General features: G+C 73.0%; 24 protein-coding genes and 1 tRNA gene. 17 read left to right on the top strand and 8 right to left on the bottom strand.

The window, feature by feature from the left end; translation table 11 throughout:
* The first annotated feature begins 9 nt into the window (after positions 1 to 9).
* The 3 genes from RM425_RS17600 to RM425_RS17590 all read left to right on the top strand — a co-directional run bounded on the left by RM425_RS17600 (position 10) and on the right by RM425_RS17590 (position 1634).
* On the top strand, positions 10 to 819 hold the full coding sequence (locus RM425_RS17600) for a DUF3105 domain-containing protein (protein WP_396137063.1): 810 nt from the start codon (positions 10 to 12) through the stop codon (positions 817 to 819).
* Positions 800 to 1507 (top strand): DUF305 domain-containing protein, encoded by a 708-nt coding sequence (locus tag RM425_RS17595; protein ID WP_311346518.1) that lies wholly within the window; start codon positions 800 to 802, stop codon positions 1505 to 1507. The genes RM425_RS17600 and RM425_RS17595 overlap by 20 nt, the downstream gene beginning before the upstream one ends.
* Positions 1508 to 1562: 55 nt before the next feature.
* Positions 1563 to 1634: transfer RNA gene (locus RM425_RS17590), tRNA-Arg, on the top strand.
* A 37-nt stretch (positions 1635 to 1671) separates the two neighbouring features.
* On the opposite strand, the gene RM425_RS17585 is transcribed toward RM425_RS17590, so the two are convergent.
* A complete protein-coding gene (locus RM425_RS17585; RefSeq protein ID WP_311346517.1) occupies positions 1672 to 2079 on the bottom strand; it encodes a RidA family protein in 408 nt (135 codons plus the stop codon).
* Positions 2080 to 2201: 122 nt separating this feature from the next.
* On the opposite strand from RM425_RS17585, the gene RM425_RS17580 reads away from it, so the two are divergent.
* On the top strand, positions 2202 to 3098 hold the full coding sequence (locus RM425_RS17580; protein ID WP_311346516.1) for an alpha/beta fold hydrolase: 897 nt from the start codon (positions 2202 to 2204) through the stop codon (positions 3096 to 3098).
* A 12-nt stretch (positions 3099 to 3110) separates the two neighbouring features.
* Here RM425_RS17580 and RM425_RS17575 read toward each other — a convergent pair whose 3' ends face one another.
* The 4 genes from RM425_RS17575 to RM425_RS17560 are packed head-to-tail and all read right to left on the bottom strand — an operon-like array spanning position 3111 to position 7116.
* Positions 3111 to 3881 carry an SDR family NAD(P)-dependent oxidoreductase gene (locus RM425_RS17575; RefSeq protein ID WP_311346515.1) on the bottom strand — a complete coding sequence of 257 codons (771 nt, stop codon included), beginning with the start codon at positions 3879 to 3881 and terminating at the stop codon, positions 3111 to 3113.
* A 21-nt stretch (positions 3882 to 3902) separates the two neighbouring features.
* Complete coding sequence (locus tag RM425_RS17570; RefSeq protein WP_311346514.1) at positions 3903 to 5540, bottom strand: ABC-F family ATP-binding cassette domain-containing protein; 1638 nt, start codon at positions 5538 to 5540, stop codon at positions 3903 to 3905.
* 34 nt (positions 5541 to 5574) lie between these two features.
* Positions 5575 to 6633: an adenylate/guanylate cyclase domain-containing protein gene (locus tag RM425_RS17565; protein ID WP_311346513.1), complete on the bottom strand. Its 1059-nt coding sequence runs from the start codon at positions 6631 to 6633 to the stop codon at positions 5575 to 5577.
* Positions 6634 to 6645: 12 nt separating this feature from the next.
* Positions 6646 to 7116 (bottom strand): universal stress protein, encoded by a 471-nt coding sequence (locus RM425_RS17560; protein WP_311346512.1) that lies wholly within the window; start codon positions 7114 to 7116, stop codon positions 6646 to 6648.
* Between the two features lie 266 nt (positions 7117 to 7382).
* Between RM425_RS17560 and RM425_RS17555 the strand changes: the two genes are divergently transcribed.
* From RM425_RS17555 to RM425_RS17530, 6 genes are all read left to right on the top strand, one after another.
* Entirely contained in the window at positions 7383 to 8327 is a 945-nt protein-coding gene (locus RM425_RS17555; protein ID WP_311346511.1) for an ATP-binding cassette domain-containing protein, read from the top strand.
* A complete protein-coding gene (locus tag RM425_RS17550) occupies positions 8324 to 9088 on the top strand; it encodes an ABC transporter permease (RefSeq protein ID WP_311346510.1) in 765 nt (254 codons plus the stop codon). The genes RM425_RS17555 and RM425_RS17550 overlap by 4 nt, the downstream gene beginning before the upstream one ends.
* 126 nt (positions 9089 to 9214) lie before the next feature.
* Complete coding sequence (locus RM425_RS17545; RefSeq protein ID WP_311346509.1) at positions 9215 to 12988, top strand: multifunctional oxoglutarate decarboxylase/oxoglutarate dehydrogenase thiamine pyrophosphate-binding subunit/dihydrolipoyllysine-residue succinyltransferase subunit; 3774 nt, start codon at positions 9215 to 9217, stop codon at positions 12986 to 12988.
* A gap of 66 nt (positions 12989 to 13054) precedes the next feature.
* Complete coding sequence (locus RM425_RS17540; RefSeq protein ID WP_311346508.1) at positions 13055 to 13240, top strand: DUF6104 family protein; 186 nt, start codon at positions 13055 to 13057, stop codon at positions 13238 to 13240.
* Positions 13241 to 13409: 169 nt separating this feature from the next.
* A complete protein-coding gene (locus RM425_RS17535) occupies positions 13410 to 14123 on the top strand; it encodes a metal-dependent hydrolase (RefSeq protein WP_311346507.1) in 714 nt (237 codons plus the stop codon).
* Positions 14124 to 14145: 22 nt separating this feature from the next.
* Positions 14146 to 14316 (top strand): hypothetical protein, encoded by a 171-nt coding sequence (locus tag RM425_RS17530; RefSeq protein WP_311346506.1) that lies wholly within the window; start codon positions 14146 to 14148, stop codon positions 14314 to 14316.
* Between the two features lie 7 nt (positions 14317 to 14323).
* On the opposite strand, the gene RM425_RS17525 is transcribed toward RM425_RS17530, so the two are convergent.
* Positions 14324 to 15520: an NAD(P)-dependent malic enzyme gene (locus RM425_RS17525; protein WP_311346505.1), complete on the bottom strand. Its 1197-nt coding sequence runs from the start codon at positions 15518 to 15520 to the stop codon at positions 14324 to 14326.
* 53 nt (positions 15521 to 15573) lie between these two features.
* On the opposite strand from RM425_RS17525, the gene RM425_RS17520 reads away from it, so the two are divergent.
* Entirely contained in the window at positions 15574 to 16176 is a 603-nt protein-coding gene (locus RM425_RS17520; protein WP_311346504.1) for a dTDP-4-dehydrorhamnose 3,5-epimerase family protein, read from the top strand.
* Position 16177: 1 nt separating this feature from the next.
* On the opposite strand, the gene RM425_RS17515 is transcribed toward RM425_RS17520, so the two are convergent.
* Positions 16178 to 16549 carry a S26 family signal peptidase gene (locus RM425_RS17515; protein WP_311346503.1) on the bottom strand — a complete coding sequence of 124 codons (372 nt, stop codon included), beginning with the start codon at positions 16547 to 16549 and terminating at the stop codon, positions 16178 to 16180.
* 51 nt (positions 16550 to 16600) lie between these two features.
* Between RM425_RS17515 and sodN the strand changes: the two genes are divergently transcribed.
* The 6 genes from sodN (at position 16601) to RM425_RS17485 (ending at position 21306) form a co-directional block, all read left to right on the top strand.
* Positions 16601 to 17002 (top strand): superoxide dismutase, Ni, encoded by a 402-nt coding sequence (gene sodN / locus RM425_RS17510; protein ID WP_311346502.1) that lies wholly within the window; start codon positions 16601 to 16603, stop codon positions 17000 to 17002.
* 144 nt (positions 17003 to 17146) lie between these two features.
* Positions 17147 to 18394 carry a PP2C family protein-serine/threonine phosphatase gene (locus tag RM425_RS17505; RefSeq protein ID WP_311346501.1) on the top strand — a complete coding sequence of 416 codons (1248 nt, stop codon included), beginning with the start codon at positions 17147 to 17149 and terminating at the stop codon, positions 18392 to 18394.
* A 47-nt stretch (positions 18395 to 18441) separates the two neighbouring features.
* Entirely contained in the window at positions 18442 to 19119 is a 678-nt protein-coding gene (locus RM425_RS17500; protein ID WP_311346500.1) for a phosphatidylserine decarboxylase, read from the top strand.
* A 95-nt stretch (positions 19120 to 19214) separates the two neighbouring features.
* On the top strand, positions 19215 to 19925 hold the full coding sequence (gene pssA, locus RM425_RS17495) for a CDP-diacylglycerol--serine O-phosphatidyltransferase (RefSeq protein WP_311346499.1): 711 nt from the start codon (positions 19215 to 19217) through the stop codon (positions 19923 to 19925).
* A 73-nt stretch (positions 19926 to 19998) separates the two neighbouring features.
* Positions 19999 to 20484, top strand: a complete 486-nt coding sequence (locus RM425_RS17490) for a GNAT family N-acetyltransferase (protein WP_311346498.1) — start codon at positions 19999 to 20001, stop codon at positions 20482 to 20484.
* A 39-nt stretch (positions 20485 to 20523) separates the two neighbouring features.
* Entirely contained in the window at positions 20524 to 21306 is a 783-nt protein-coding gene (locus RM425_RS17485; RefSeq protein ID WP_311346497.1) for an HAD-IIA family hydrolase, read from the top strand.
* A gap of 57 nt (positions 21307 to 21363) precedes the next feature.
* On the opposite strand, the gene RM425_RS17480 is transcribed toward RM425_RS17485, so the two are convergent.
* Positions 21364 to 21834, bottom strand: a complete 471-nt coding sequence (locus RM425_RS17480; RefSeq protein ID WP_311346496.1) for a hypothetical protein — start codon at positions 21832 to 21834, stop codon at positions 21364 to 21366.
* Positions 21835 to 21890 lie beyond the last annotated feature (56 nt).

Raw genomic sequence — 21890 nt, 5'->3', positions numbered from 1 at the left:
ATCAGAGGAGTGGCCTTGGCCAAGGACCGCAAGCCCGACGACGCCCGCCCCACCGGCGGCGCCACCCGGTCGGGGGGCGGCAACCCCAACCGCGCCCGGGCCGGCGGCAAGGGCGGCCGGACCCGGCCTCCCACGGCGGTGGTGGCCAACGCGCAGAAGCGCCCGTGGGGCCTCATCGCGGGCGCGCTGGCCGTCGTCGTCTTCGCCGCAGCCGTCATCGGTTACGCCGTGGTGCAGGTCAACGAGGCGAACGCCAACAAGGTCGAGGCGGTGGACGAGATCGCCGGCGTCGAGACCTACGAGTACGAGGGCGGCAACCACGTCGTCACGTCGGTCGACTACTCGGAGTCCCCACCGGTCGGCGGGGAGCACGACGGTGTCTGGGCCGACTGCACCGGCACGGTCTACGAGGTCGACATCCGGCACGAGAACGCGGTGCACAGCCTCGAGCACGGCGGCGTCTGGGTCACCTACAACCCCGACGAGGTGTCCGACGCCGAGATCGAGACGCTCGCCGAGCTGGTCGAGGGCGTGAACGGCCGGATGATGTCGCCCTACGTGGGCCTGGACTCCCCGATCAGCATCCAGTCCTGGGGCAAGCAGCTGAAGGTGGACACCGCGGACGACGAGCGGCTGGAGCAGTTCGCGGACCTGCTGACCTTCAAGGCCGGGGAGTTCCCCGAGCCCGGCGCCACCTGCGAGCGGCCCGACTTCCTCGCGGACCCGGTCGTCGCCGACACCCCCAGCGCCACGACGCCTGACGAGGGCGACGCCCCCGTCGACGGCTCCGCGACCGAGGGTGGCGAGTCGAACGGCTGACGCGACCCCCTCCCGACCCACCGAGCCCGTCCGGAACTCGCGCACGCCGCTGCGGACAGCCCTGCTGGCCCTGATCGCCGTCGGCCTCATGCTCATCGGCGGCGGGCTGGCCGTCACGGTCGCCGTCGCCGTCGACCGCATGCCGGTGACCCCGGCCGCGGACTCGGTCGACGCCGGGTTCGCCCGCGACATGTCCGTGCACCACCTGCAGGGGGTCGAGATGGCCAACCTGGTCGCCGAGCGGAGTGACGACCCGGAGGTCGGGTCGCTGGGGTTCGACATCTCGGCCACGCAGACCAACCAGGCGGGCCGCATGCAGGGCTGGCTGGCGCTGTGGGGTGTCTCCCCCACCGGCGGCGACACGATGTCCTGGATGGCGGACGGCGACCACGCGGGGCACGGCATGGCGGCCATGCCCAGCGGTGCGCTCATGCCCGGGATGGCCACCGAGGCGGAACTGGCGAATCTGCGCAGCCTCTCGGGTGACGCCTTCGACGTGGAGTTCCTGCGACTGATGATCCGTCACCACCAGGGCGGTTTCGACATGGCGCAGTACGCCGCCGAGCACGCCGACGTCGACGCCGTGCAGGACCTCGCGAAGAGCATCGAGGCGTCCCAGAGCTTCGAGGTGGACACCATGACCGACATGCTCACGGCGCGCGGCGGCACACCCCTTCCGGCGCCCTGAGGCCCTCCGCCCGTCCGGCCCTCCGGGGCTGATACGGTTCTGCCGAACGAGACGAGCCCCCGTAGCTCAGGGGATAGAGCACTGCCCTCCGGAGGCAGGGGCGCAGGTTCGAATCCTGCCGGGGGCACTCTTCGACATCCGCCGGTTCCGCACCGGCCCGGGCGTCACGCCAGCACGGCGACCGCCTCGACCTCCACGAGCAGGTCCGGCTCGCCCAGCGCGGCCACACCCAGCAGGGTGATCGGCTTGCGCAGGTCGACGCCCAGCCGCTCCGCCGCCCGCGCCACCCCCGCCCCCAGATCGGCCAGCTTCTCCGGCGTCCAGTCGACGACGTAGACGGTCACCTTCGCGACGTCGTCGAAGGTGCCTCCCACGGCAGCCAGTGCGGTGGCGACGTTCGAGTAGGCCTGCGCCACCTGGGCGGCGAGGTCGCCGGGACCCACCGGGTTGCCGTCCGCGTCGCGGGCCACCTGCCCGGAGAGGTGGACGGTGCGGCTGCCGGTGGCGACGGCGACCTGGACGTAGTGCTCGGGCCGGGGCAGCCCCTCGGGGTTCAGCAGCTGGACGGGCACGGTTCCTCCTCGGACGGCGCGCCGCCGGGTCCGGCGGTCGAGGCACTCCAGCACCCGCCGCCGACAGTTCCGCCCCGGGGCAGTGACCGGCCTCTCAGCCGGCTGCACTAGGTTCCGCGGTCATGCAGAGCAGCGGCATCGCGACGGCCACCGTCGGCGACATCGAACTGGCCTACGAGACCTTCGGCGACCGGGCGGACACCCCGCTGCTGCTGGTGAGCGGTCTGGGCTCGCAGATGATCAGCTACGCCGACGAGTTCTGCACCGGCCTCGCCGCGCGCGGCCTGTTCGTCATCCGGTTCGACAACCGCGACGTCGGCCTGTCCACCCACCTGCACTCCGCCGGCACTCCCCGCCTCGGCGACGTCCGCCGCGGGGACCGGTCGAGCGTCCACTACGAGCTGGCCGACATGGCGGCCGACACCGCCGGGCTGATCGAGGTCCTGGGCCTGGAGTCGGTGCACCTGGTCGGGGTCTCCATGGGCGGGATGATCGCCCAGCGGGTCGCCATCACGTACCCGGAGCGGGTCCGCAGCCTCACCTCGATCATGTCCACCACCGGGGACCGGTCGGTGGGCGGCGCGTCGGAGGCGGCCACGGCCGTGCTCTACGCACCGCCGGCCCACGACCGGGACGCCGCGATCCAGCGCCAGCTGGAGACCTACCGGGTGATCGGCTCCCCCGGCTTCCCCCTCGACGAGGAGGCGGTCCGCGCGCGGGCCGGCCTCGCCTACGACCGGGCGCACGACCCGGCCGGGGTGGCGCGCCAGATGGCCGCCATCGTCACCAGCCCCGACCGGACCGCGGACCTCGGCCGGGTGGCCGTCCCCACCCTGGTGATCCACGGCTCGGACGACGCCCTGGTGAACGTGTCGGGTGGCCGCGCCACCGCGGCCGCCGTCCCCGGCGCCGAGCTGGTGGTCCTCGAGGGGATGGGCCACGACCTGCCCCGGCCGCTGTGGCCGGAGCTCACCGAGCGGATCGCCGGCCTCGTCAGCCGGGTCGAGGGCCGGGTCTGACCGACCCGGGGCTCAGCTGGTGAGCATCCCGCCCTCGACCGGGATGGTCGTGCCGGTGACGTATCCGCCGGCGTCGCTCACCAGGAAGATGAGCGCGGCCGCCAGCTCCTCGGGGCGCCCCTTGCGGCCCACCAGGATGCGGGGCATCTGGGAGTCGAGGTACTCCTCGGGATAGGCGTCGGTCATCTCCGAGGCGAAGAACCCGGGAGCGAGGGCGTTCACCCTGATGCCCTTGCGCCCGGTCCACTGCTGGGCGAGGTCGCGGGTGAGGCCGATGAGGCCCGCCTTGCTCGCGGCGTAGGCGGCCTGCGGCAGCCCGGCCGTGGTCAGGCCGAGCATGCTCGAGATGTTGACGATGGAGCTGCCCGGCTGCATGACCCGCCCGCAGGCCTGCGCCATCCAGTAGCAGCCGTTGAGGTTGACGTCGATCACCGAGCGGAACTGCTCGGGGGTCTCGCGGGTCGCCGGGTAGGCCGTCCCGACCCCGGCGTTGTTGACCAGGATGTCGACCCGCCCGAACTCGGCCATCGCGGCCTCGACGAGGCCGGTGCAGTCCTCCGGGAGGGCGACGTCGGTGCGGGCGGCGAGCGCCCGCCGGCCGGTCTCCTCCACCGCGCGCTGTGTCTCGGCCAGCCGGTCCACCCGTCGCGCCCCGAGGACGACGTCGGCGCCGGCCTCGGCCAGCGCCCGGGCGAACACCGCCCCGAGGCCCGAGGAGGCCCCCGTGACGACCGCGACGCGGCCGTCGAGGCGGAACAGGTCCAGGATCGGGCGCTCGGTCACCGCCCGAACCTAGCCCAGCGGTCAGATCTCGACGACCCGTCCACCGGAGACCTCCAGGCGACGGGTGGTGGAGACCGCGTCGAGCATCCGGCGGTCGTGGGTGACCAGGAGGAGCGTGCCCGCGTACTCGGCCAGCGCCCGCTCCAGCTGCTCGATGGCCGGCAGGTCGAGGTGGTTGGTCGGCTCGTCGAGCACCAGCACGTTCACGCCGCGCGCCTGCAGCAGCGCCAGCGCGGCCCGGGTCCGCTCCCCCGGCGACAGCGTCTCGGCCGGCCGCAGCACGTGCTCGGCGGTCAGCCCGAACTTCGCCAGCAGCGTCCGCACCTCCGACGTCGGCCAGTCGGGCACCTCGGCACCGAAGGCGTCCAGCAGCTGCTGGGCCCCGAAGAAGAGCCCGCGGGCCTGGTCGATCTCCCCGATCCGCACCGCCGGCCCCAGCGACGCCGTCCCCTCGTCCAGCGGGACACGGGCGAGCAGCGCCGCGAGCAGCGTGGACTTCCCCGACCCGTTCGCACCGGTGATCGCCACCCGGTCGCCCCCGTCGACCTGCAGGTCCAGCGGGCCGAGCACGAAGTCCCCGCGGCGGACGACGGCGCCGCGCAGCGTCGCGACGACCGCCCCGGCGCGGGGGGCTGCGGCGATCTCCATCCGCAGCTCCCACTCCTTGCGGGGCTCCTCCACGACGTCGAGCCGCTCGATCATCCGCTGGGTCTGCTTGGCCTTGGCCGCCTGCTTCTCCGAGGAGGCGCGGTTGGCCGCCTTGATGTGCTTGTCGCCGTCCTTGGACTTCTTGATCGAGTCGCGCACGCCCTTGGCCATCCAGTTGCGCTGCATCCGCGCACGGGCCTCGAGACCCGCCTTGGTGTCGGCGAACTCGTCGTACTCCTCGCGCGCGTGCCGGCGGGCCACCTCGCGCTCGGCCAGGTAGGCCTCGTAGCCGCCGTCGACGACCCGGACCAGCTGCTGGGCGAGGTCGAGCTCCACGACGCGGGTGACCGTGCGGGAGAGGAACTCGCGGTCGTGGCTGACCACGACGATGCCCGCGCGCGAGCCGGCGACGAACCGCTCCAGCTGGTCCAGGCCGGCCAGGTCGAGGTCGTTGGTGGGCTCGTCGAGGAGCAGCAGGTCGTAGCGGGACAGCAGCAGTGAGGCCAGGCCCACCCGCGCGGCCTGCCCGCCGGACAGCCCGGTCATCGGCGCGTCGAGCCCGACACCGGGCGCAACCTCGGCGACGACCTCGAGGGCGCGCTCCTCGAGGTCGGCGCCCCCGAGGGCCAGCCAGCGCTCCAGCGCGTCGCCGTAGGCGTCGTCGGCGCCGTCCTCCCCCGCGGTCAGCCGCTCGGTCGCGTCGTCGAGGGCGCTCTGGGCGGTCGCGACGCCGGTCCGCCGCGCGAGGGCGGCGAGCACGCTCTCCCCCGGGTACCGCTCGTGCTCCTGCGGGAGGTAGCCCAGCGTCGCCGACGGCGGGCTGACCGCGATGCTGCCGTCCTCGGGCGGCAGCTCACCCGCCAGCGTGCGCAGCAGGGTGGACTTGCCCGCGCCGTTCACCCCGACCAGTCCCACCACGTTGCCGGGGGCGACGACGAGATCGAGGTCGGCGAACAGCACGCGGGCGCCGTGACCGGCGGCCAGGCCGCGCGCGACGAGGGTGGCACTCACCGGCCCAGCGTCCCATCCGCCGTCGCGGCCCCCGTCACTCCTGGTCGAACGAGTCCTCGTCGTAACCGCTGTCGTCCGGGGTGTCGTCGGCGCGCCGCCGGCGGACCAGCCACGGCTGCAGGTGGTCGTAGCCCCGGACCGACACCCGCCGCAGCGGCCGGACCTTGTACTCGGGCAGGCCCCGGATCCGGTCGGCGAGGTCGCGGTCGACCAGCAGGGTCCCGGGCCGGGCGAGGGAGGTCAGCCGGGCCGCCAGGTTGACCACCGGTGAGTAGATGTCACCCAGCCGCGTGAGCACCCGCCCGTACGCGGCCCCGACCCGCAGCGGCAGCCGCTCCTCGGTGTCCCAGACCTGGGGCAGCAGGAGACCGATCTCCACCGCGTCGGCCGCCGTCGCCGCGGTGAACAGGACGCCGTCACCGACGGTCTTGACGACCCGGCCGTGGTGGCGGGCGATGACCTCCGCGGCGGTGCTCTCGAAGTCCTCGACCATCTCCCCGAGTTCCTGCCCACCCATGCCGCGGCTGCGGGAGGTGTAGCCGACGAGGTCGACGAACCCGACCGCGAGCTCCCGCCGGTCGCCGCTGCCGGTCACGGCCAGCAGCCGTTCCGCGTTGGCCGCCAGGTGGCGGCGCCAGACGTAGTCCTGCACCTCCCGCAACCGGGGCAGCAGTTCCTCGGCTGCCGCGACCGCCTCGTCGGCCGTGGCGGCGGCGCGCTCCCCCGGCTCGGTGTCGGTCCCGGCGCCGCGGGCGAGGGCGTCGGCGAGCATGTCGGTCTGCCAGTCGGCCAGCCGGGAGAGCGACTGGCCCATGGCCCGGGCGATCGAGGCCTCCGTGTCGGGGCCCACGAAGCCGGAGTCGATCAGCGTCGACAGCACGTGCAGCGCCTGCACGTCGGCGTCGGTGAAGGCCACCGCGTCGTCCGCGGCATCGGGGAAGCCCAACGCGCGCCACAGCCGCTGCGTCCGGGACGGCGGCATGCCGGCCATCTCGGCGATCTGCAGCCGGGTGTACCGGCGCGGGCCGTCGAGCAGCAACCGCTCCAGCGCGTCCCGGGCGTCGGAGCCCGGGAGGGGCCCGGGGTCGTCCATGCGAACCCGGGCTCAGCCGGTGGTGTGGACGACGAGCACGTCGCACGTCGAGCGGCGGGTGGCGTCGGCCGGGACCGAGCCGAGCAGCCGGCCCTTGATGCCGTTCAGGCCCCGGTTGCCGACCACGAGCAGGTCGGCGTCCTCGCGGCGGACGACGTCGAGCAGCGCCTCGACCGGCGAGCCCTGGACCGCGATGGTGCGCACGCTGCGTGCGCCGGCCGCGGCGGCCCGCTCGGCCGCGGTGCGCACGGTGTCCTCGGCGGGGTGCGATCCCACGACCTGGTAGGCCTCGTCGCCCAGGACGTCCTGCGCGCGGGAGAGCTCCCGGTCGTCGGTCTCGGTGGGCAGGTAGGCGCAGGCGATGACGAGGGTGGCCCCGCACGCACCGGCGATGGACCCGGCCCGGGACACGGCCCGCAGAGAGGATTCCGACCCGTCGGTGCCGACGACGACCGTGCGGTAGGCGTTCGCGCTGTCGCTCACGGCGCGCACTCTAGGCGACCGAATTGCACGGGGACACCCGGAGAGCCGCTCCGCCGGCCGGGCGGGAGGACGACGCGGTGCGCGCCCCACCAGCGCCGACGCACCGGGGCACCCGTCCCCGACGCCCCCGCCGGCCGGGCCCGGGGAAGCGCCGACCGGGCGACGGGACTCCCGCGTGGGGGGCCGGGTGCGATTGGATGCCCGGGTAACGGGCCGACGACGAGGAGCACGCCATTTCCAGCGCATCGGCCGCGCCGACCGGCCCCGTGCGGGTCGAGGTACGCGGCCTGACCAAGTCCTTCGGGGCCGTCCGGGCGGTGAGCGACCTGGGCTTCACCGTCGAGCCGGGTTCGGTCACCGGCTTCCTCGGACCCAACGGCGCCGGCAAGACCACCACCCTCCGCATGGTGCTCGGGCTCATCCGTCCCGACACCGGGACGGCCACCTTCGACGGCGTCCCCTACGCGGCGCTGCCGGACCCCACGCGCACGGTCGGCGCGGTGCTCGAGACCGCCTTCCACCCCGCCCGGTCAGGGCGCAACCACCTCCGGGTGTACTGCCGCGCCGCCGGGCTGCCGGTCGAGCGCGCCGACGAGGTGCTGCGCCAGGTCGGCCTGCTCGACGCCGGCGGACGCCGCGCGGGCAGCTACTCCCTCGGCATGCGGCAGCGGCTGGCGCTGGCCGCCGCGTTGCTGGGCGACCCCGGCGTGCTGATCCTCGACGAGCCGGCCAACGGGCTGGACCCCGAGGGCATCCAGTGGCTGCGCGGCTTCCTCCGGCACCTGGCGCACGACCAGGGGCGCACGGTCCTGGTCTCCAGCCATCTGCTCTCCGAGGTCGAGCAGACCGCCGACCGCGTCGTGATCGTGGGCGCCGGCCGCCTGGTCCGCGAGGGATCCATCGCCGACCTGCGCGCCGGTGCCGCCAACGCCGGGACGGTGGTCGTGCGCAGCCCCGAGGCCCAGCGGCTGACCGAGGTCCTGCGGAGCGAGGGCGCCCAGGTGGCACAGGACGGGGACTGCGCGCTCACCGTCACCGGCCGCTCGGCCGCCGAGATCGGCGCCCGGGCCTTCGCCGCGGGGGTGGAGCTGCACGAGCTGCGGCCGCACACCAGCGGGCTCGAGGAGATCTACTTCCAGCTCACCGCCGGCCAGGAGCAGTTCGCCGCTCCGACGGCCGGCGCTCCGGTCGCCCAGGGAGCAGCCCGATGATCGCCCTCGTCCGCGCCGAGTGGACCAAGCTCTTCACGACCAAGGTGTGGCTCGGCCTGCTGCTGGGCGCGGTCGTGATGGTGGCCGGTTTCGCCGTCCTGTTCACCGCCCTGGCGGGCGCCGAGACCGACGGCGGGCCGGGCATCCCCCCGGTCGGCAACCCGGTGTACGAGGAGCTCGCGCTCTCGGTCGGCGCGCAGGCGTACATCCTGATGCTGATCCTGGGGATCATCGGCATGACCCAGGAGTACCGGCACCGGACCGCCACGCCGACCTTCCTGACCACCCCCCGGCGCAGCCACGTGGTCCTCGCCAAGCTGATCGCCTACGCCCTGGCCGCGGTCCCGTTCGCCCTGGTCGTCCTGGCCATCAACGTGCTCGTCGTGATGATCTACGCCGGCGCGCGCGGCGACGCCCCCTCCCTGAGCGGGGACAACCTGACCACCCTGGCGATGTCCTTCGTGGTGCTGGTCCTGTTCACGATCATCGGCGTGGGAGTCGGGGCGCTGCTGCGCAACCAGGTGGGCGCCATCGTCGGCGCGCTGGTGTACCTGCTCGTGGTCGAGTCGATCGTCTCGGCCATCGGAGCGATCCGCGACGTCTACAAGTGGCTCCCCGGCGGTGCGGTGCAGTCGCTCACCAGCGACTTCGAGACGCCGGGGCTCCTCGCGGCCTGGCAGGGCGGCCTGCTCCTCCTGGCGTACGGCCTGCTCGCCGCCCTCCTGGGGACCCTGCTGGCGGTCCGGCGCGACGTCGTCTGACCGGAGCCGGACCCGCGACGCGGCTCCTCCCGCGCCGGGTCCGGCACCGCCGACGGGCGTAGACTGCCCCCTCAGCCAGCGATGCCCTGACGACGCAGCCCAGAGACGAAGAAGGCACTCGACCCCGTGTCAAGCGAGAACTCAACCCGGCCCTCCGCCCAGTCCCCGGTGACGGGCTTCGGCACCAACGAGTGGCTGGTCGAGGAGATGTACCAGCAGTACCAGGCCGATCCGTCCAGCGTGGACCAGGCCTGGCACGAGTTCTTCGCCGACTACCGGCCCGGCAGCCCGCTCGAGGGCGGCGGCCGCGCCAGCGCACCCGCACCCGCCGCGGCGCCGACGCAGGCCCCGGCCGCGCCGACCCAGGCGCCGGCCGCGCCGGGCAAGGCCCCGGCTCCCGCCGCCCCGTCCACCTCCGCGCGCCCGGCGCGCGTCGAGTCGCAGTCCGAGGAAACCGTGGTCGACCGCACCGCAGAACGCGCCGGCAAGCAACCGACCCCCTCCGCACCGAAGCCGGCGACCCCGGCCCCGGCCGAGGGTGCCAAGCAGTCGCCGCTGCGCGGCGCCGCCGCGGCCGTCGTCAAGAACATGAACGCCTCGCTCACCGTGCCGACGGCGACGAGCGTGCGTGCGGTGCCGGCCAAGCTGCTGGCCGACAACCGCATCGTGATCAACAACCACCTCAAGCGCGCCCGGGGCGGGAAGATCTCCTTCACCCACCTCATCGGCTACGCGCTGGTGCGCGCGCTCGACGCCTTCCCGAACATGAACAGCGCGTTCGCCGAGGTCGACGGCAAGCCGGTGCACGTCCAGCCGGAGCACGTGAACTTCGGTCTGGCCATCGACCTGCCGAAGCCCGACGGCTCGCGGTCGCTCGTGGTCGCCTCGATCAAGTCCGCCGAGGAGATGGACTTCGCCCAGTTCTGGGCCGCCTACGAGGACATCATCCGCCGGGCGCGGAACAACAAGCTGACCATGGAGGACTTCTCCGGCACCACGATCAGCCTGACCAACCCGGGCACGATCGGCACCAACCACTCGGTACCGCGGCTGACCGCGGGCCAGGGCGCGATCATCGGCGTCGGCGCCATGGAGTACCCGGCGGAGTTCCAGGGGATGAGCCCCGAGGCGCTCACCGAGATGGGCATCTCCAAGATCATCACGCTCACCTCCACCTACGACCACCGCGTCATCCAGGGTGCGGAGTCCGGCGACTTCCTGCGCACCCTGCACGGACTGCTCCTCGGCGAGGACGGCTTCTACGACGAGGTCTTCCGCTCGCTGCGGATCCCGTACGAGCCGGTGCGCTGGATGCCCGACGTCCGGTTCAGCCACGAGGGGCAGATCGACAAGGAAGCGCGCGTCATCGAGGTCATCGAGGCCTACCGGCGCAACGGCCACCTCATGGCCGACACCGACCCGCTCGAGTTCAAGGTCCGCACCCACCCCGACCTCGACATCCGCGAGCACGGCCTGACCCTCTGGGACCTCGACCGCACGTTCCCGGTCGGCGGCTTCGCCGGCGAGCGGATGATGCCGCTGCGCGACATCCTCGGCGTGCTGCGCAACTCCTACTGCCGCACCGTCGGCGTGGAGTACATGCACATCACCGACCCCGAGGAGCGCGAGTGGCTGCAGAAGCGCATCGAGGTGGCCCACGAGCAGCCCGAGCGCGAGAAGCAGAAGCACATCCTCGGCCGGCTCAACGCCGCTGAGGCGTTCGAGACCTTCCTGCAGACCAAGTACGTCGGGCAGAAGCGCTTCAGCCTCGAGGGCGGCGAGTCGGTCATCCCGATCCTCGACGAGGTGCTGATCGCCGGCACCGAGCACGGCCTCGACGAGGTCGCCATCGCCATGGCGCACCGCGGCCGGCTCAACGTGCTGGCCAACGTGCTCGGCAAGAGCTACGCCAAGATCTTCGGCGAGTTCGAGGGGAACATCGACCCGTCGACGGTGCAGGGCTCCGGGGACGTCAAGTACCACCTCGGCGCCGAGGGCACCTTCCGCAACCCGTTCCGGACCGAGGCGGAGATCGCGGTCTCGCTGGCGAGCAACCCCTCCCACCTCGAGACGGTCAACCCGGTCCTCGAGGGCATCGTCCGCGCCAAGCAGGACATGATCGACAAGGGTGAGCAGGGGTTCACCGTCCTGCCCGTGCTGCTGCACGGTGACTCCGCCTTCGCCGGCCAGGGCGTCATCCAGGAGACGCTGAACCTGTCGCAGCTGCGCGGCTACCGCACCGGCGGCACCGTGCACGTGGTCATCAACAACCAGGTGGGCTTCACGACGAGCCCCGCCTCGGCCCGCTCGACCCTCTACTCGACCGACGTGGCCCGCATGGTCAACGCGCCGATCTTCCACGTGAACGGCGACGACCCCGAGGCGTGCGTGCGGGTGGCCCGGCTGGCCGTGGAGTACCGGCAGGCGTTCCGGAAGGACGTCGTCGTCGACCTCGTCTGCTACCGCCGCCGCGGGCACAACGAGGGCGACGACCCGTCGATGACCCAGCCGCTGATGTACGACATCATCGACCGCAAGCGCTCGGTCCGGAAGCTCTACACCGAGGCGCTGGTGGGTCGTGGCGACATCACCCTCGAGGACGCCGAGGAGGCCCTCAAGGACTACCGCGGCCAGCTGGAGCGGGCGTTCGCCGAGACGCACGACGCCAAGGACTCCTCGAAGCCCGAGCCGGTCATGGACCCGCGCACCGCGGAGGAGTCGCAGCTCACGACGGCGATCACCCCCGAGGTGCTCAAGGCCATCGGCGACGCGCACGTCTCCTTCCCGACCGACTTCACCCCGCACCCGAAGCTCAAGAAGATGCTCGAGCGGCGCGCCGCGATGGTGACCGAGGGCGGCATCGACTGGGCGATGGGCGAGCTGCTCGCCTTCGGCTCCCTGCTCATGCAGGGCGTCCCCGTCCGGCTGGCCGGGCAGGACTCGCGGCGCGGCACCTTCGTGCAGCGGCACTCGGTGCTCATCGACCGGGAGAACGGCTCGGAGTACACGCCGCTGGCCAACCTCACCGACGACCAGGCGAAGTTCTTCGTCTACGACTCGCTGCTGAGCGAGTACGCGGCCGTGGGCTTCGAGTACGGCTACTCGGTCGCCAACCCGAAGGCCCTGGTGCTCTGGGAGGCCCAGTTCGGCGACTTCGTCGACGGCGCCCAGATGGTCATCGACGAGTTCATCAGCTCCGGCGAGGCCAAGTGGGGCCAGCGCTCCGGCGTCGTCCTGCTGCTGCCGCACGGCATGGAGGGCCAGGGCCCGGACCACTCCAGCGGCCGGCCCGAGCGCTTCCTGCAGCTGTCGGCGGAGAACAACATGACCGTCGCGAACTGCACGACGCCCGGCAACTACTTCCACCTGCTCCGCCGCCAGGCGCTCTCGGACGTGCACCGGCCGCTGGTCGTGTTCACGCCCAAGTCGCTGCTGCGGGCCAAGGTGGCGGTCAGCCCGGTCAGCGACTTCACCGACGAGGTCTTCCGGCCCGTCCTGCCCGACCCGGGTGTGGGCGGCACGCCGCTGGACGGCTCCGCCGTCCGTCGGGTGCTGCTGTGCAGCGGCAAGGTCGCCTACGACCTCATGGCGCAGCGCGAGTCCGAGGGCACGACCGACGTCGCCGTGATCCGGGTCGAGCAGCTCTACCCGCTGCCGGTCCAGCAGATCGCCGACGCGCTGGAGCAGTACCCGAACGCCACCGACGTGGTGTGGGTGCAGGAGGAGCCGGCGAACATGGGCGCCTGGCAATTCATGGCCGTCAACCTCCCCGAGCACCTGCCGCAGGGGCGGACCTTCCGGCGCGTCAGCCGTCGTGCGTCGGCCAGCCCCGCCGTCGGCTCGGCCAAGGTGCACGACGTCGAGCAGCGCCAGCTCGTCGCCGAGGCCTTCGCCGACTGAGCCCGGTCCCCCGTCGACGCCCGGTCCCAGATCTACTCGGGGACCGGGCGTCGTAGGTTCTGCGGCATGTACTTCACCGATCGCGGCCTGGAGGAGCTCGCCGAGCGGCGCGGCGAGGAGCAGGTGACCCTCGCCTGGCTCGCCGACCAGCTGCAGGCGTTCGTCGACCAGCACCCCGACTTCGAGGTGCCCGTCGAGCGGCTGGCCACCTGGCTGGCCCGCGGCGGCGCTGACCCGGACGACGAGGAGTAGACGGGAGCCGCCCTGCGAGGGACGGACGGGGCCGGAGGCTCCTCCCGTGTCCGAGCGACGGGGCTCCACGCTGCCGGAGGACGGCTCGTGGCCGCGGAGCGATCCGGAGGATCGCACTGTTGTCGCGCGCCTACCGCTCGTCCCGGCGCGGCCACTGCACGCTGGGTGAATGCTCGGTCACTCGCACGCGCTCTCCGGTCTGGCGGTCGGGGCCGCGACGCTCCCCTGGGCCCCCGTCCACGGCGCGGTCGCGCAGATCTCCTGGGTGGCCGCCGTCGGCGGGTTCGCGATGCTGCCCGATCTCGACCAGCGGGGCTCGACCGTCTCGGACATGTGGGGGCCGGTGACCGACGTCCCCTCCGGCGCGGTGGGCCGGCTGGCCGGCGGACACCGCTGGGGCACCCACGACGCCCTCCTCGCCCCGGCGGCCTTCGGCGGGCTGGCCGTGCTCGCCGCCGACACGTACTGGTCCAGCCTGCTGCTCATGGCGCTGGCCATCGGGCTGGCCCTGAGGGCGCTGCACTTCGTCATCCCGGGACGGACCGAGAACACCGTGCTGGGCAACCTGGCCCTGTCCTGGGGCGGCGCCTGGCAGCTCCTCGAGCACAGCCCGCAGCCGGGCTGGCTCCCCTGGGCCGTGGCCGCCGGCGTGCTCACCCACATCGTCGGCGACGCCATCACCACGGCCGGCGTGCCCACTCCCCTGCTGTGGCTGGTCAACCGCGGACGCCTGGTCTTCCTGCCGCTGCGCACCGGCGCCACCGTGGAGAAGTCGATCCTGGTGCCGCTGTTCCTGGTCGCCACCGTTGCGTTCCTCTGGATCAACACCGACGTCCGTGAGACGTTCGACCCGGTCGTCGACCGGTTCGTCAGCTCCGGTTGAGACCGACCCCGGGAGGACCGACGTGGAACTGCTGATCTGGGCGGCCGGCGCCGCCGTGCTGCTGCTGGTGCTCGTGCTGGTCGCCGACCGTCGCCAGCGGAGAGCCGACACGGGCTCGCCGCACCTGCCCCCGAGCCCGGGCGCACCCGCCCACGGTTCGAACAGCGACGGCAGCGGCATGCTCGGCGGCTAGGGCCGATTCAGACCGTGATGTGCTGCTCCCGGGCACAGGCGGCGACGGCGTCGGCGACAGCGGTGGCCACTCGCCGGTCCAGCGGGCTCGGCACGATGTAGTCCGGATGCAGGTCGTCCCCGACGACGCCGGCGATCGCCTCGGCGGCCGCCAGCTTCATCTCCTCTGTGATGCTCGTGGCCCCGGCGTCGATGGCGCCGCGGAACACACCCGGGAAGGCCAGGACGTTGTTGATCTGGTTGGCCAGGTCGCTGCGCCCGGTGGCGACGACGGCGGCGTGCCGGGCCGCCATCTGCGGGTCCACCTCGGGGATGGGGTTGGCCAGCGAGAAGACGATGCAGTCGTCGGCCATGGCCGCGATCGCCGACTCCGGCACCGTGCCGCCCGAGAGCCCCAGGTAGACGTCCGCGCCGGCGAGGGCGTCGGCCATCGTCCCGGCGTGACCGGCGGAGTTGGTGTTCTCGACCAGCCACTGCTTGCTCGAGGAGAGGTCGCCGCGGCCGGCGTGCAGCAGGCCGCGCGAGTCGGCCACCGCGAGCTCCCCGACGCCCGCCTCCAGCAGGATCTTGGTGCACGCCACCCCGGCCGCACCGGCGCCGGAGACCACCACCCGCAGGTCCGCGAGGGTCCGGCCGGTCACCCGGGCGGCGTTGCGCAGCGCGGCGAGCACGACGATCGCCGTCCCGTGCTGGTCGTCGTGCATGACCGGGATGGACAGCCGCTCGCGCAGCCGGGCCTCGATCTCGAAGCAGCGGGGCGCGCTGATGTCCTCGAGGTTGATGCCCCCGAAGGACGGGGCGATCGCCACGACCGTGTCCACGATCTGGTCCACGTCCGTCGTCGCCAGCACGATCGGCACGGCGTCGAGACCGGCGAACTCGGAGAACAGGCACGCCTTGCCCTCCATCACCGGCAGGGCCGCGGCCGGCCCGATGTCGCCCAGCCCGAGGACGGCCGTGCCGTCGGAGACGACGGCGACCACCCGCGGAGCCCAGGTGAACCGGCGCGCCAGGGCCGGCTCGGCCGCGATGGCGCTGGACACGCGCGCGACGCCGGGGGTGTAGGTGAGCGACAGGTCGGCGATCGACTCGATCCTGCGCGTGGGTACCACCGAGAGCTTCCCGCCCTCGTGCACCGCGAACGCCGGGTCGTCGGCGAAGCGGTCGGTCTGGTCGTCGTCCTGTGCGCGCCGAATCCCGCTCATGGATGCAAGAGCGTAACCGTGGCCGTGGGCACTCCTGCCGCTACCGTGCCCCCGTGGAGATCCGCGAACTGGCCGTGTCGGACAGCTACGTCGTCGACCTGGTGCCACACGGCGACACACGGGGCCGTTTCACGGAGTGGTACCGCGCCGACGTGCTGTCCCAGTCAGTGGGACACCCGCTGACCCTCGCCCAGGCCAACCACAGCGTCTCCGCGCGGGGCGCCCTCCGCGGCGTGCACTTCGCCCTGGTCCCGCCGGGGCAGGCCAAGTACATCTACTGCCCGGTGGGCCGGGTGCTCGACGTCGTCGTCGACGTGCGGGTCGGCTCGCCCACCTTCGGCGTGCACGACAGCGTGCTGCTGGACAGCGAGCAGCCGCGGGCCGTGTACCTCGCCGAGGGGCTGGGTCACGCGTTCGTCTCGCTCGCCGACGGCAGTTCGGTCACCTACCTGGTCTCCAGCGGCTATGACCCCGCCCGCGAGTTCGGTCTCCACCCGCTGGACCCGGTGCTGGACCTGCCCTGGCCGGCCGACGTCGAGCTCGAGCTGTCGGCCAAGGACCGCGAGGCGCCCACGCTGGCCGAGGCGCAGGAGCAGGGCCTGCTGCCCACCTACGCGGAGAGCATGGCCCGGTACGCCGAGCTGCGCGGTCGCTGACTCACCCGGCGGCCGGCGCGGGCCGGAGCGGGCCCGGCCGCGGCCACAGCCTGCCCACGACGCGGCCCACCACGACGGCGGTACCGAACGCCCGGCTGTCGTCGGTGACTAACGCGTTGTCGCCCTGCACCCAGTGACCACCGTCGACGGCGTGGTGCACGCGCTTGACCACGAGCAGCTCCGGCCGGGCCGGGAACCGCGCCAGGACGACGTCGCCGTCCCGGACCGACGTCGCGTCGCGGACCCGGCGGACCATCAGCAGGTCCCCGGACGCCACGGTCGGCGACATGGAGGGGCCGCGCACCCGGGCGAGCGCCCAGGCGCTGGCCAGGGGCGGTATCCGCTGGTCACCCGCACTGTCGACGTCGCTCACCGCGGGTAGGGTCGCAGACGACCGTTTTCCACGACATTCGGAGGCACCTCCATGCGTCTCACCCGCCTGTTCTCCGCCGTGGAGGCCACCGCGCACTGCGACCTCCCCTGCGGCGTCTACGACCCCGCCCAGGCCCGCATCGAGGCGGAGTCCGTCAAGGCCATCCAGGAGAAGTTCCAGGGCAGCGACGACGAGGTCTTCAAGATGCGCTGCGTGCTCATCAAGGAGCAGCGCGCCGAGCTGGTCAAGCACCACCTGTGGGTGCTCTGGACCGACTACTTCAAGGCCCCGCACTTCGAGAAGTACCCGCACCTGCACGAGCTGTTCAACAAGGCCACCAAGCAGGCCGGCGCCGCCGGCGGCAAGGGCAGCATGGACCCCGCCGAGGGCCAGAAGCTGCTGGACCACATCGCCGAGATCGACAAGATCTTCTGGGAGACCAAGGCCGCCTGAAGAAACACCCCGTCCTCCTCACCCCTCGCCAGCTCGGGGTGAGCCTCTGGACGGGGCCGGCTGCCGGGTCGCCCTCGTGGGCGGCCCGGCAGTCGTCTGTCCTCCACGCCCGAGCGCGCCCGCGCGTGCGCCTGGGGTCTGCCCATGCGCGGGTCGGAGGATCTCTTGATCGACATCGGCGCTCTGCTCCGGCGGGTCGAGAACGCACCACCGATCGAGGCGGTGCAGGCCGTGGCGTCCACGCTCGGCGACATGGTGGACGCGCGGGACGCGAGCCTGCTGATCACGGACTTCACCGGCCGGGCAGTCGTCCGCCTCACGTCCACGGACCGGGTCGACGGGGCCCGCAGCCACGGCGTCGAGCAGGCCCAGACCCTCCCGCTGGCCGGAACCGTGTACGAGCGCGTCCTGCGCACCCAGCAGGCCGACGTCCAGCGGCTGGACGAGGGTGCCCGGATGATCGTCCCGGTCACCGATCGCGGGGACGCGATAGGTCTGCTCGACCTCGTGCTCCGCCGTCCCCCCTCGCCGGCGGAGGTCGGCGACATCGTGAGCGCCGCCCACGCGCTCGCCTACGTCGTCATCGCCGCCCGCAGGCACACGGACGTCTTCGAGTGGGGCCAGCGCTCCACGCCGTTCGCTCTCGCCGCCGAGATCCAGCGCCGCCTGCTCCCGGCCTCCTACACCTGCGAGGCGGGGCAGTTCACGCTCGCCGGCTGGCTCGAGCCGGCGAGCTCGGTCGGCGGGGACACGTTCGACTACACGCTGGACCGCGATTCGCTCCAGGTGTCGATCACCGACGCGGTCGGCCATCAGGTGTCCGCCGCGCTGCTGGCGACCCTGCTGGTCGGGGCACTGCGCAACGGGCGGCGGAAGGGGCTCGATCTGGAGGCGCAGGCCGGGCACGCCAATGACGCCCTCGCCGAGAACGCGCCGCCCGGGCAGTTCGTCACCGGTCAGCTGATGCGGATCGACCTGCATGCCGGCACGGCCGCGATCGTGAACGCCGGTCATCCGCTCCCGCTGCGCCTCCGCAACGGCAGGGTCGAGGAGGTGGAGCTGCGCATCGAGCCACCGTTCGGCGTCATCCCGGGCAAGACCTTCGAGGTCCAGGAGTTCTCCCTCGAGCCCGGGGACCGCATCGTCCTGCTCACCGACGGCATGCAGGAGCGCAACGCCGTCAACCTGGACGTCGGGCAGGCACTGGCCGAGAGCTCCCACCTCCATCCTCGCGAGGTGGTCCACGAGCTGGGCTCGGCCATCCTGCGGGCCACGAACGACGACCTGCAGGACGACGCGACGATGGTGTGCCTCGACTGGTACGGCGGGAGCCCGCGCGACCGCGACTCCGAGCAGGGCGCTGATCCGGCACGGGTGTCCGGGCCGGCCTAGGCGGACCCCCGACCGGCCGGTCCGCGGGCCGGTACGGTTCAGTCACGATGCGCATCGACCGGGCCGGGTGGCCTTTCCTCTCCGGACCCCTGGTCCCGGCTGCCGTGCTGTCGGTCGCCGGCCGGGTGACCGGACGCCGCGGCATGGGCCGGGCCGGATGGCCGTTCCTGGCGCTGTCGGCCTACATGGCCCTCTTCTTCCGGGATCCCGACCGGCGCTGCGACCGGGAGCCGCCCGCGCCCGACGAGGTTCTCTCCCCCGCCGACGGCGTCGTCATGGTCGCCGGCGAGCCGCAGGAGGGCGTGGCGCCCGACGGCGACTGGCAGCAGGTGAGCGTCTTCCTGTCCGTCGTCGACGTGCACGTCAACCGATCCCCCTACCGCGGCGAGGTGGTCGAGAGCTCGTACCGCCCGGGCAGCTTCCTGGCCGCCTACCGGCGGGAGTCCGCCCACCGCAACGAGCGCAGCGAGCTGCGGCTCCGCAACGTCGAGGGCCCCACCACCCGCACCGTCGTCTTCCGGCAGATCGTCGGCGTCCTGGCCCGCCGGATCGTCACCCGCACCGGCGTCGGCCAGCGCCTCGAGACCGGCGAACGGATGGGCCTGATGAAGTTCGGCTCCCGGATGGACGTCTTCGTGCCGCTCGAGTGCGAGCTCACCGTGACGAAGGGACAGCGCGTGCGGGGCGGCGAGACCGTCATCGCCCGCTGGCCCGCGACCCGCTGAGGTCCCCGGTGCCGACACGGCGCACGGCTACCGTCGAGTTCGTCCGGGGGTCCGTCCGCGGCTCCCGCCGACGCGCCCTGGCGACCCTGCCCAGCTTGTTCACCCTGGCCAACATGGGGTGCGGCTTCGGCGCGATCCTGGTCTCCATCCGCGGCGAGCACGGGCTGGCCGCGATCCTCATCGGGTTGTCGGTGCTCTTCGACATCGTCGACGGCGCCGTGGCCCGCAAGGTCGGCGCCGTGACGCCCTTCGGGCTGCAGTTCGACTCCCTCGCCGACCTCGTCTCCTTCGGGCTCGCGCCCTCCCTGGTGGCCTTCACCCTCTTCTCCGAGGGCCGCGACGAGTGGGACCTGCTGGGCTGGGTGGTCTGCTTCCTGTGGGTGGCGTGCGCGGCCATCCGGCTGGCCCGCTTCAACGTCACCATCGACCCGACCGCCGACAAGCGGTACTTCACCGGCCTGCCCAGCCCCGGCGCGGCCGGCGTGGTGCTGGCGTCGGTGTTCGCGTTCGGCGACCAGATGCAGGGCCGCGACCGGCTGTGGGTGCTGCTCGTCATGGCGGTCCCGGCGCTGCTGATGGTGAGCAACGTCCGCTACCGCTCGTTCCGCTCGCTGGTCAGTCCGCGCAGCGGCAAGCCCTACGGCCCGGTGGCGGTGGCCGCGGTGCTCGTCGTCGCCGTCGCGGTGGCGCCGGTCGTCACCGCCATCGTGCTGGCCTACGGCTACCTGTCCGCACCGGTGCTGGTGCCGGTGCTGACCCCGCTGGCCCGCTTCGTGCCGGCCTCGGTGAAGGAGGCGCTCTCGTGACCGAGCTCGCGAGGTCACGAGAGGACAGAGCAGCGGCGGGCACGGGAACGACGAGCGCCGGCGAGGAGGGCACGTGAGCGTGCGGCCGATCCGTCCGGACGACGTCCCGGTGGTGGTGGGGCTGGTGCGGGAGCTGGCCGACTACGAGCGCGCCCTGTCGGAGGTGCGGCTCACCGAGGAGCAGCTCCACGCGTGCCTGTTCAGCGACTCCCCCGCCCTGTTCGGCCACGTCGCCCAGGACGACGACGGGCAGATCGTGGGCGTGGCGCTGTGGTTCCTCAACTTCTCCACCTGGCGGGGCACCCACGGCATCTACCTGGAGGACCTGTACGTGCAGCCCGGGCACCGCGGGCGGGGGCTGGGCCGGGAGCTGCTCCGAACGCTGGCGGCGGTCTGCGTGGAGCGGGGCTACTCGCGCCTGGAGTGGTCGGTCCTCGACTGGAACACCCCGTCGATCGACTTCTACCGCGCCGCGGGCGCCGTCCCCATGGACGAGTGGACCGTCTTCCGGCTCACCGACGACGCCCTCGCCGGCTTCGCCGACGCCGGCCGGCCGTAGGACCGCTCCCGGTCCCCTCCGGGCACTAGCGTGGCCGACGTGACCACCGAGCGCCTCCCCGCGGAGTGCTGGCTGACCGACATGGACGGCGTCCTCGTCCACGAGGAGAAGGCGCTCCCCGGAGCGGCCGAGTTCCTCGAGCGGCTGGTCGATCGCGGCCGCCGCTTCCTCGTCCTCACCAACAACTCGATCTTCACGCCCCGTGACCTCGCCGCGCGCCTCGCCCGTACCGGGCTGCACGTGCCGGAGGAGTCCCTCTGGACCTCCGCGCTGGCCACCGCCGACTTCCTGCACACCCAGCTCCCGGGTGGCTCCGCCTACGTGATCGGCGAGGCCGGCCTGACCACCGCGCTGCACGAGGTCGGGTACGTCATGACCGACACCGACCCGGACTACGTGGTGCTCGGCGAGACGCGCACCTACTCCTTCGAGGCCATCACCCGCGCGATCCGCCTGGTCGGCCGCGGTGCACGGTTCATCGCCACCAACCCGGACGTGACCGGCCCCTCGCCGGAGGGTCCGCTGCCGGCCACCGGGTCGGTCGCGGCGATGATCACCCGCGCGACGGGCGCCGAGCCCTACTTCGTGGGCAAGCCGAACCCGATGATGTTCCGCAGCGCGATGAACCGGATCGAGGCGCACTCGGAGTCCACGATCATGGTCGGCGACCGCATGGACACCGACGTCGTCGCCGGCATCGAGGCCGGGCTGGACACGATCCTCGTGCTCTCCGGCTCCACCGCGGCGGCCGACGTGGCCAAGTTCCCGTTCCGCCCCGGGCGGATCCTCGACTCGATCGCCGACGTCATCGACCTCGTCTGAAGAAGGACCCCCTTCTCCCCACCCCTCGCGCGCTCGGGGCGGGCCCCTGAAGGGGGCCTAACGGTCCAGGTAGGCGAGCCGCGCCTCGGGCGTCAGCAGCAGGTAGAGCACGGCCGCGGACACGGCCAGCAGCGGGACGCCGATCCCGGGACGGCCGGCCTGGAAGGCCGCGACGAAGCCGGAGGCGGCGAAGAAGATCTGCAGGGCGATCACCGGTCCGCGCGCCCAGCCGGCGAGGCGGCGCAGCCCCGCGGCGGCCGCGCCCAGCAGGCCCGCGACCAACCCCGCGAGGACGACCTCGGCCAGGGCACGGGACACGCTCTCGGGGTCCCCGGTGAGGGTCAGCCACAGCAGCACCGCGGCGAGCGCGACCAGGCAGGCGGACTCCACGGCGACGAGCACGGCGGCGTGGCGCACCGCCGAGGGGGCCTCGGGGCGCGGCTGCCGCGGCCGCGGGTCGGGCGCGGCGGTGACCGCACCGAAGAGGCGATCGGCCAGCCGGCGCGGCGACGGCGTCTGCTCGGGCACGACGGCGAGATTACGCGGTCCCGCCCCCGGCCGGCGTCGTCGTCGAGCGCACCTCC

The organism is Blastococcus goldschmidtiae, from assembly GCF_031845325.1.
Classification (GTDB): domain Bacteria; phylum Actinomycetota; class Actinomycetes; order Mycobacteriales; family Geodermatophilaceae; genus Blastococcus; species Blastococcus goldschmidtiae.
Note: the sequence above shows the minus strand (reverse complement) of the source record. Positions and strands in the feature narration are given on the sequence as shown.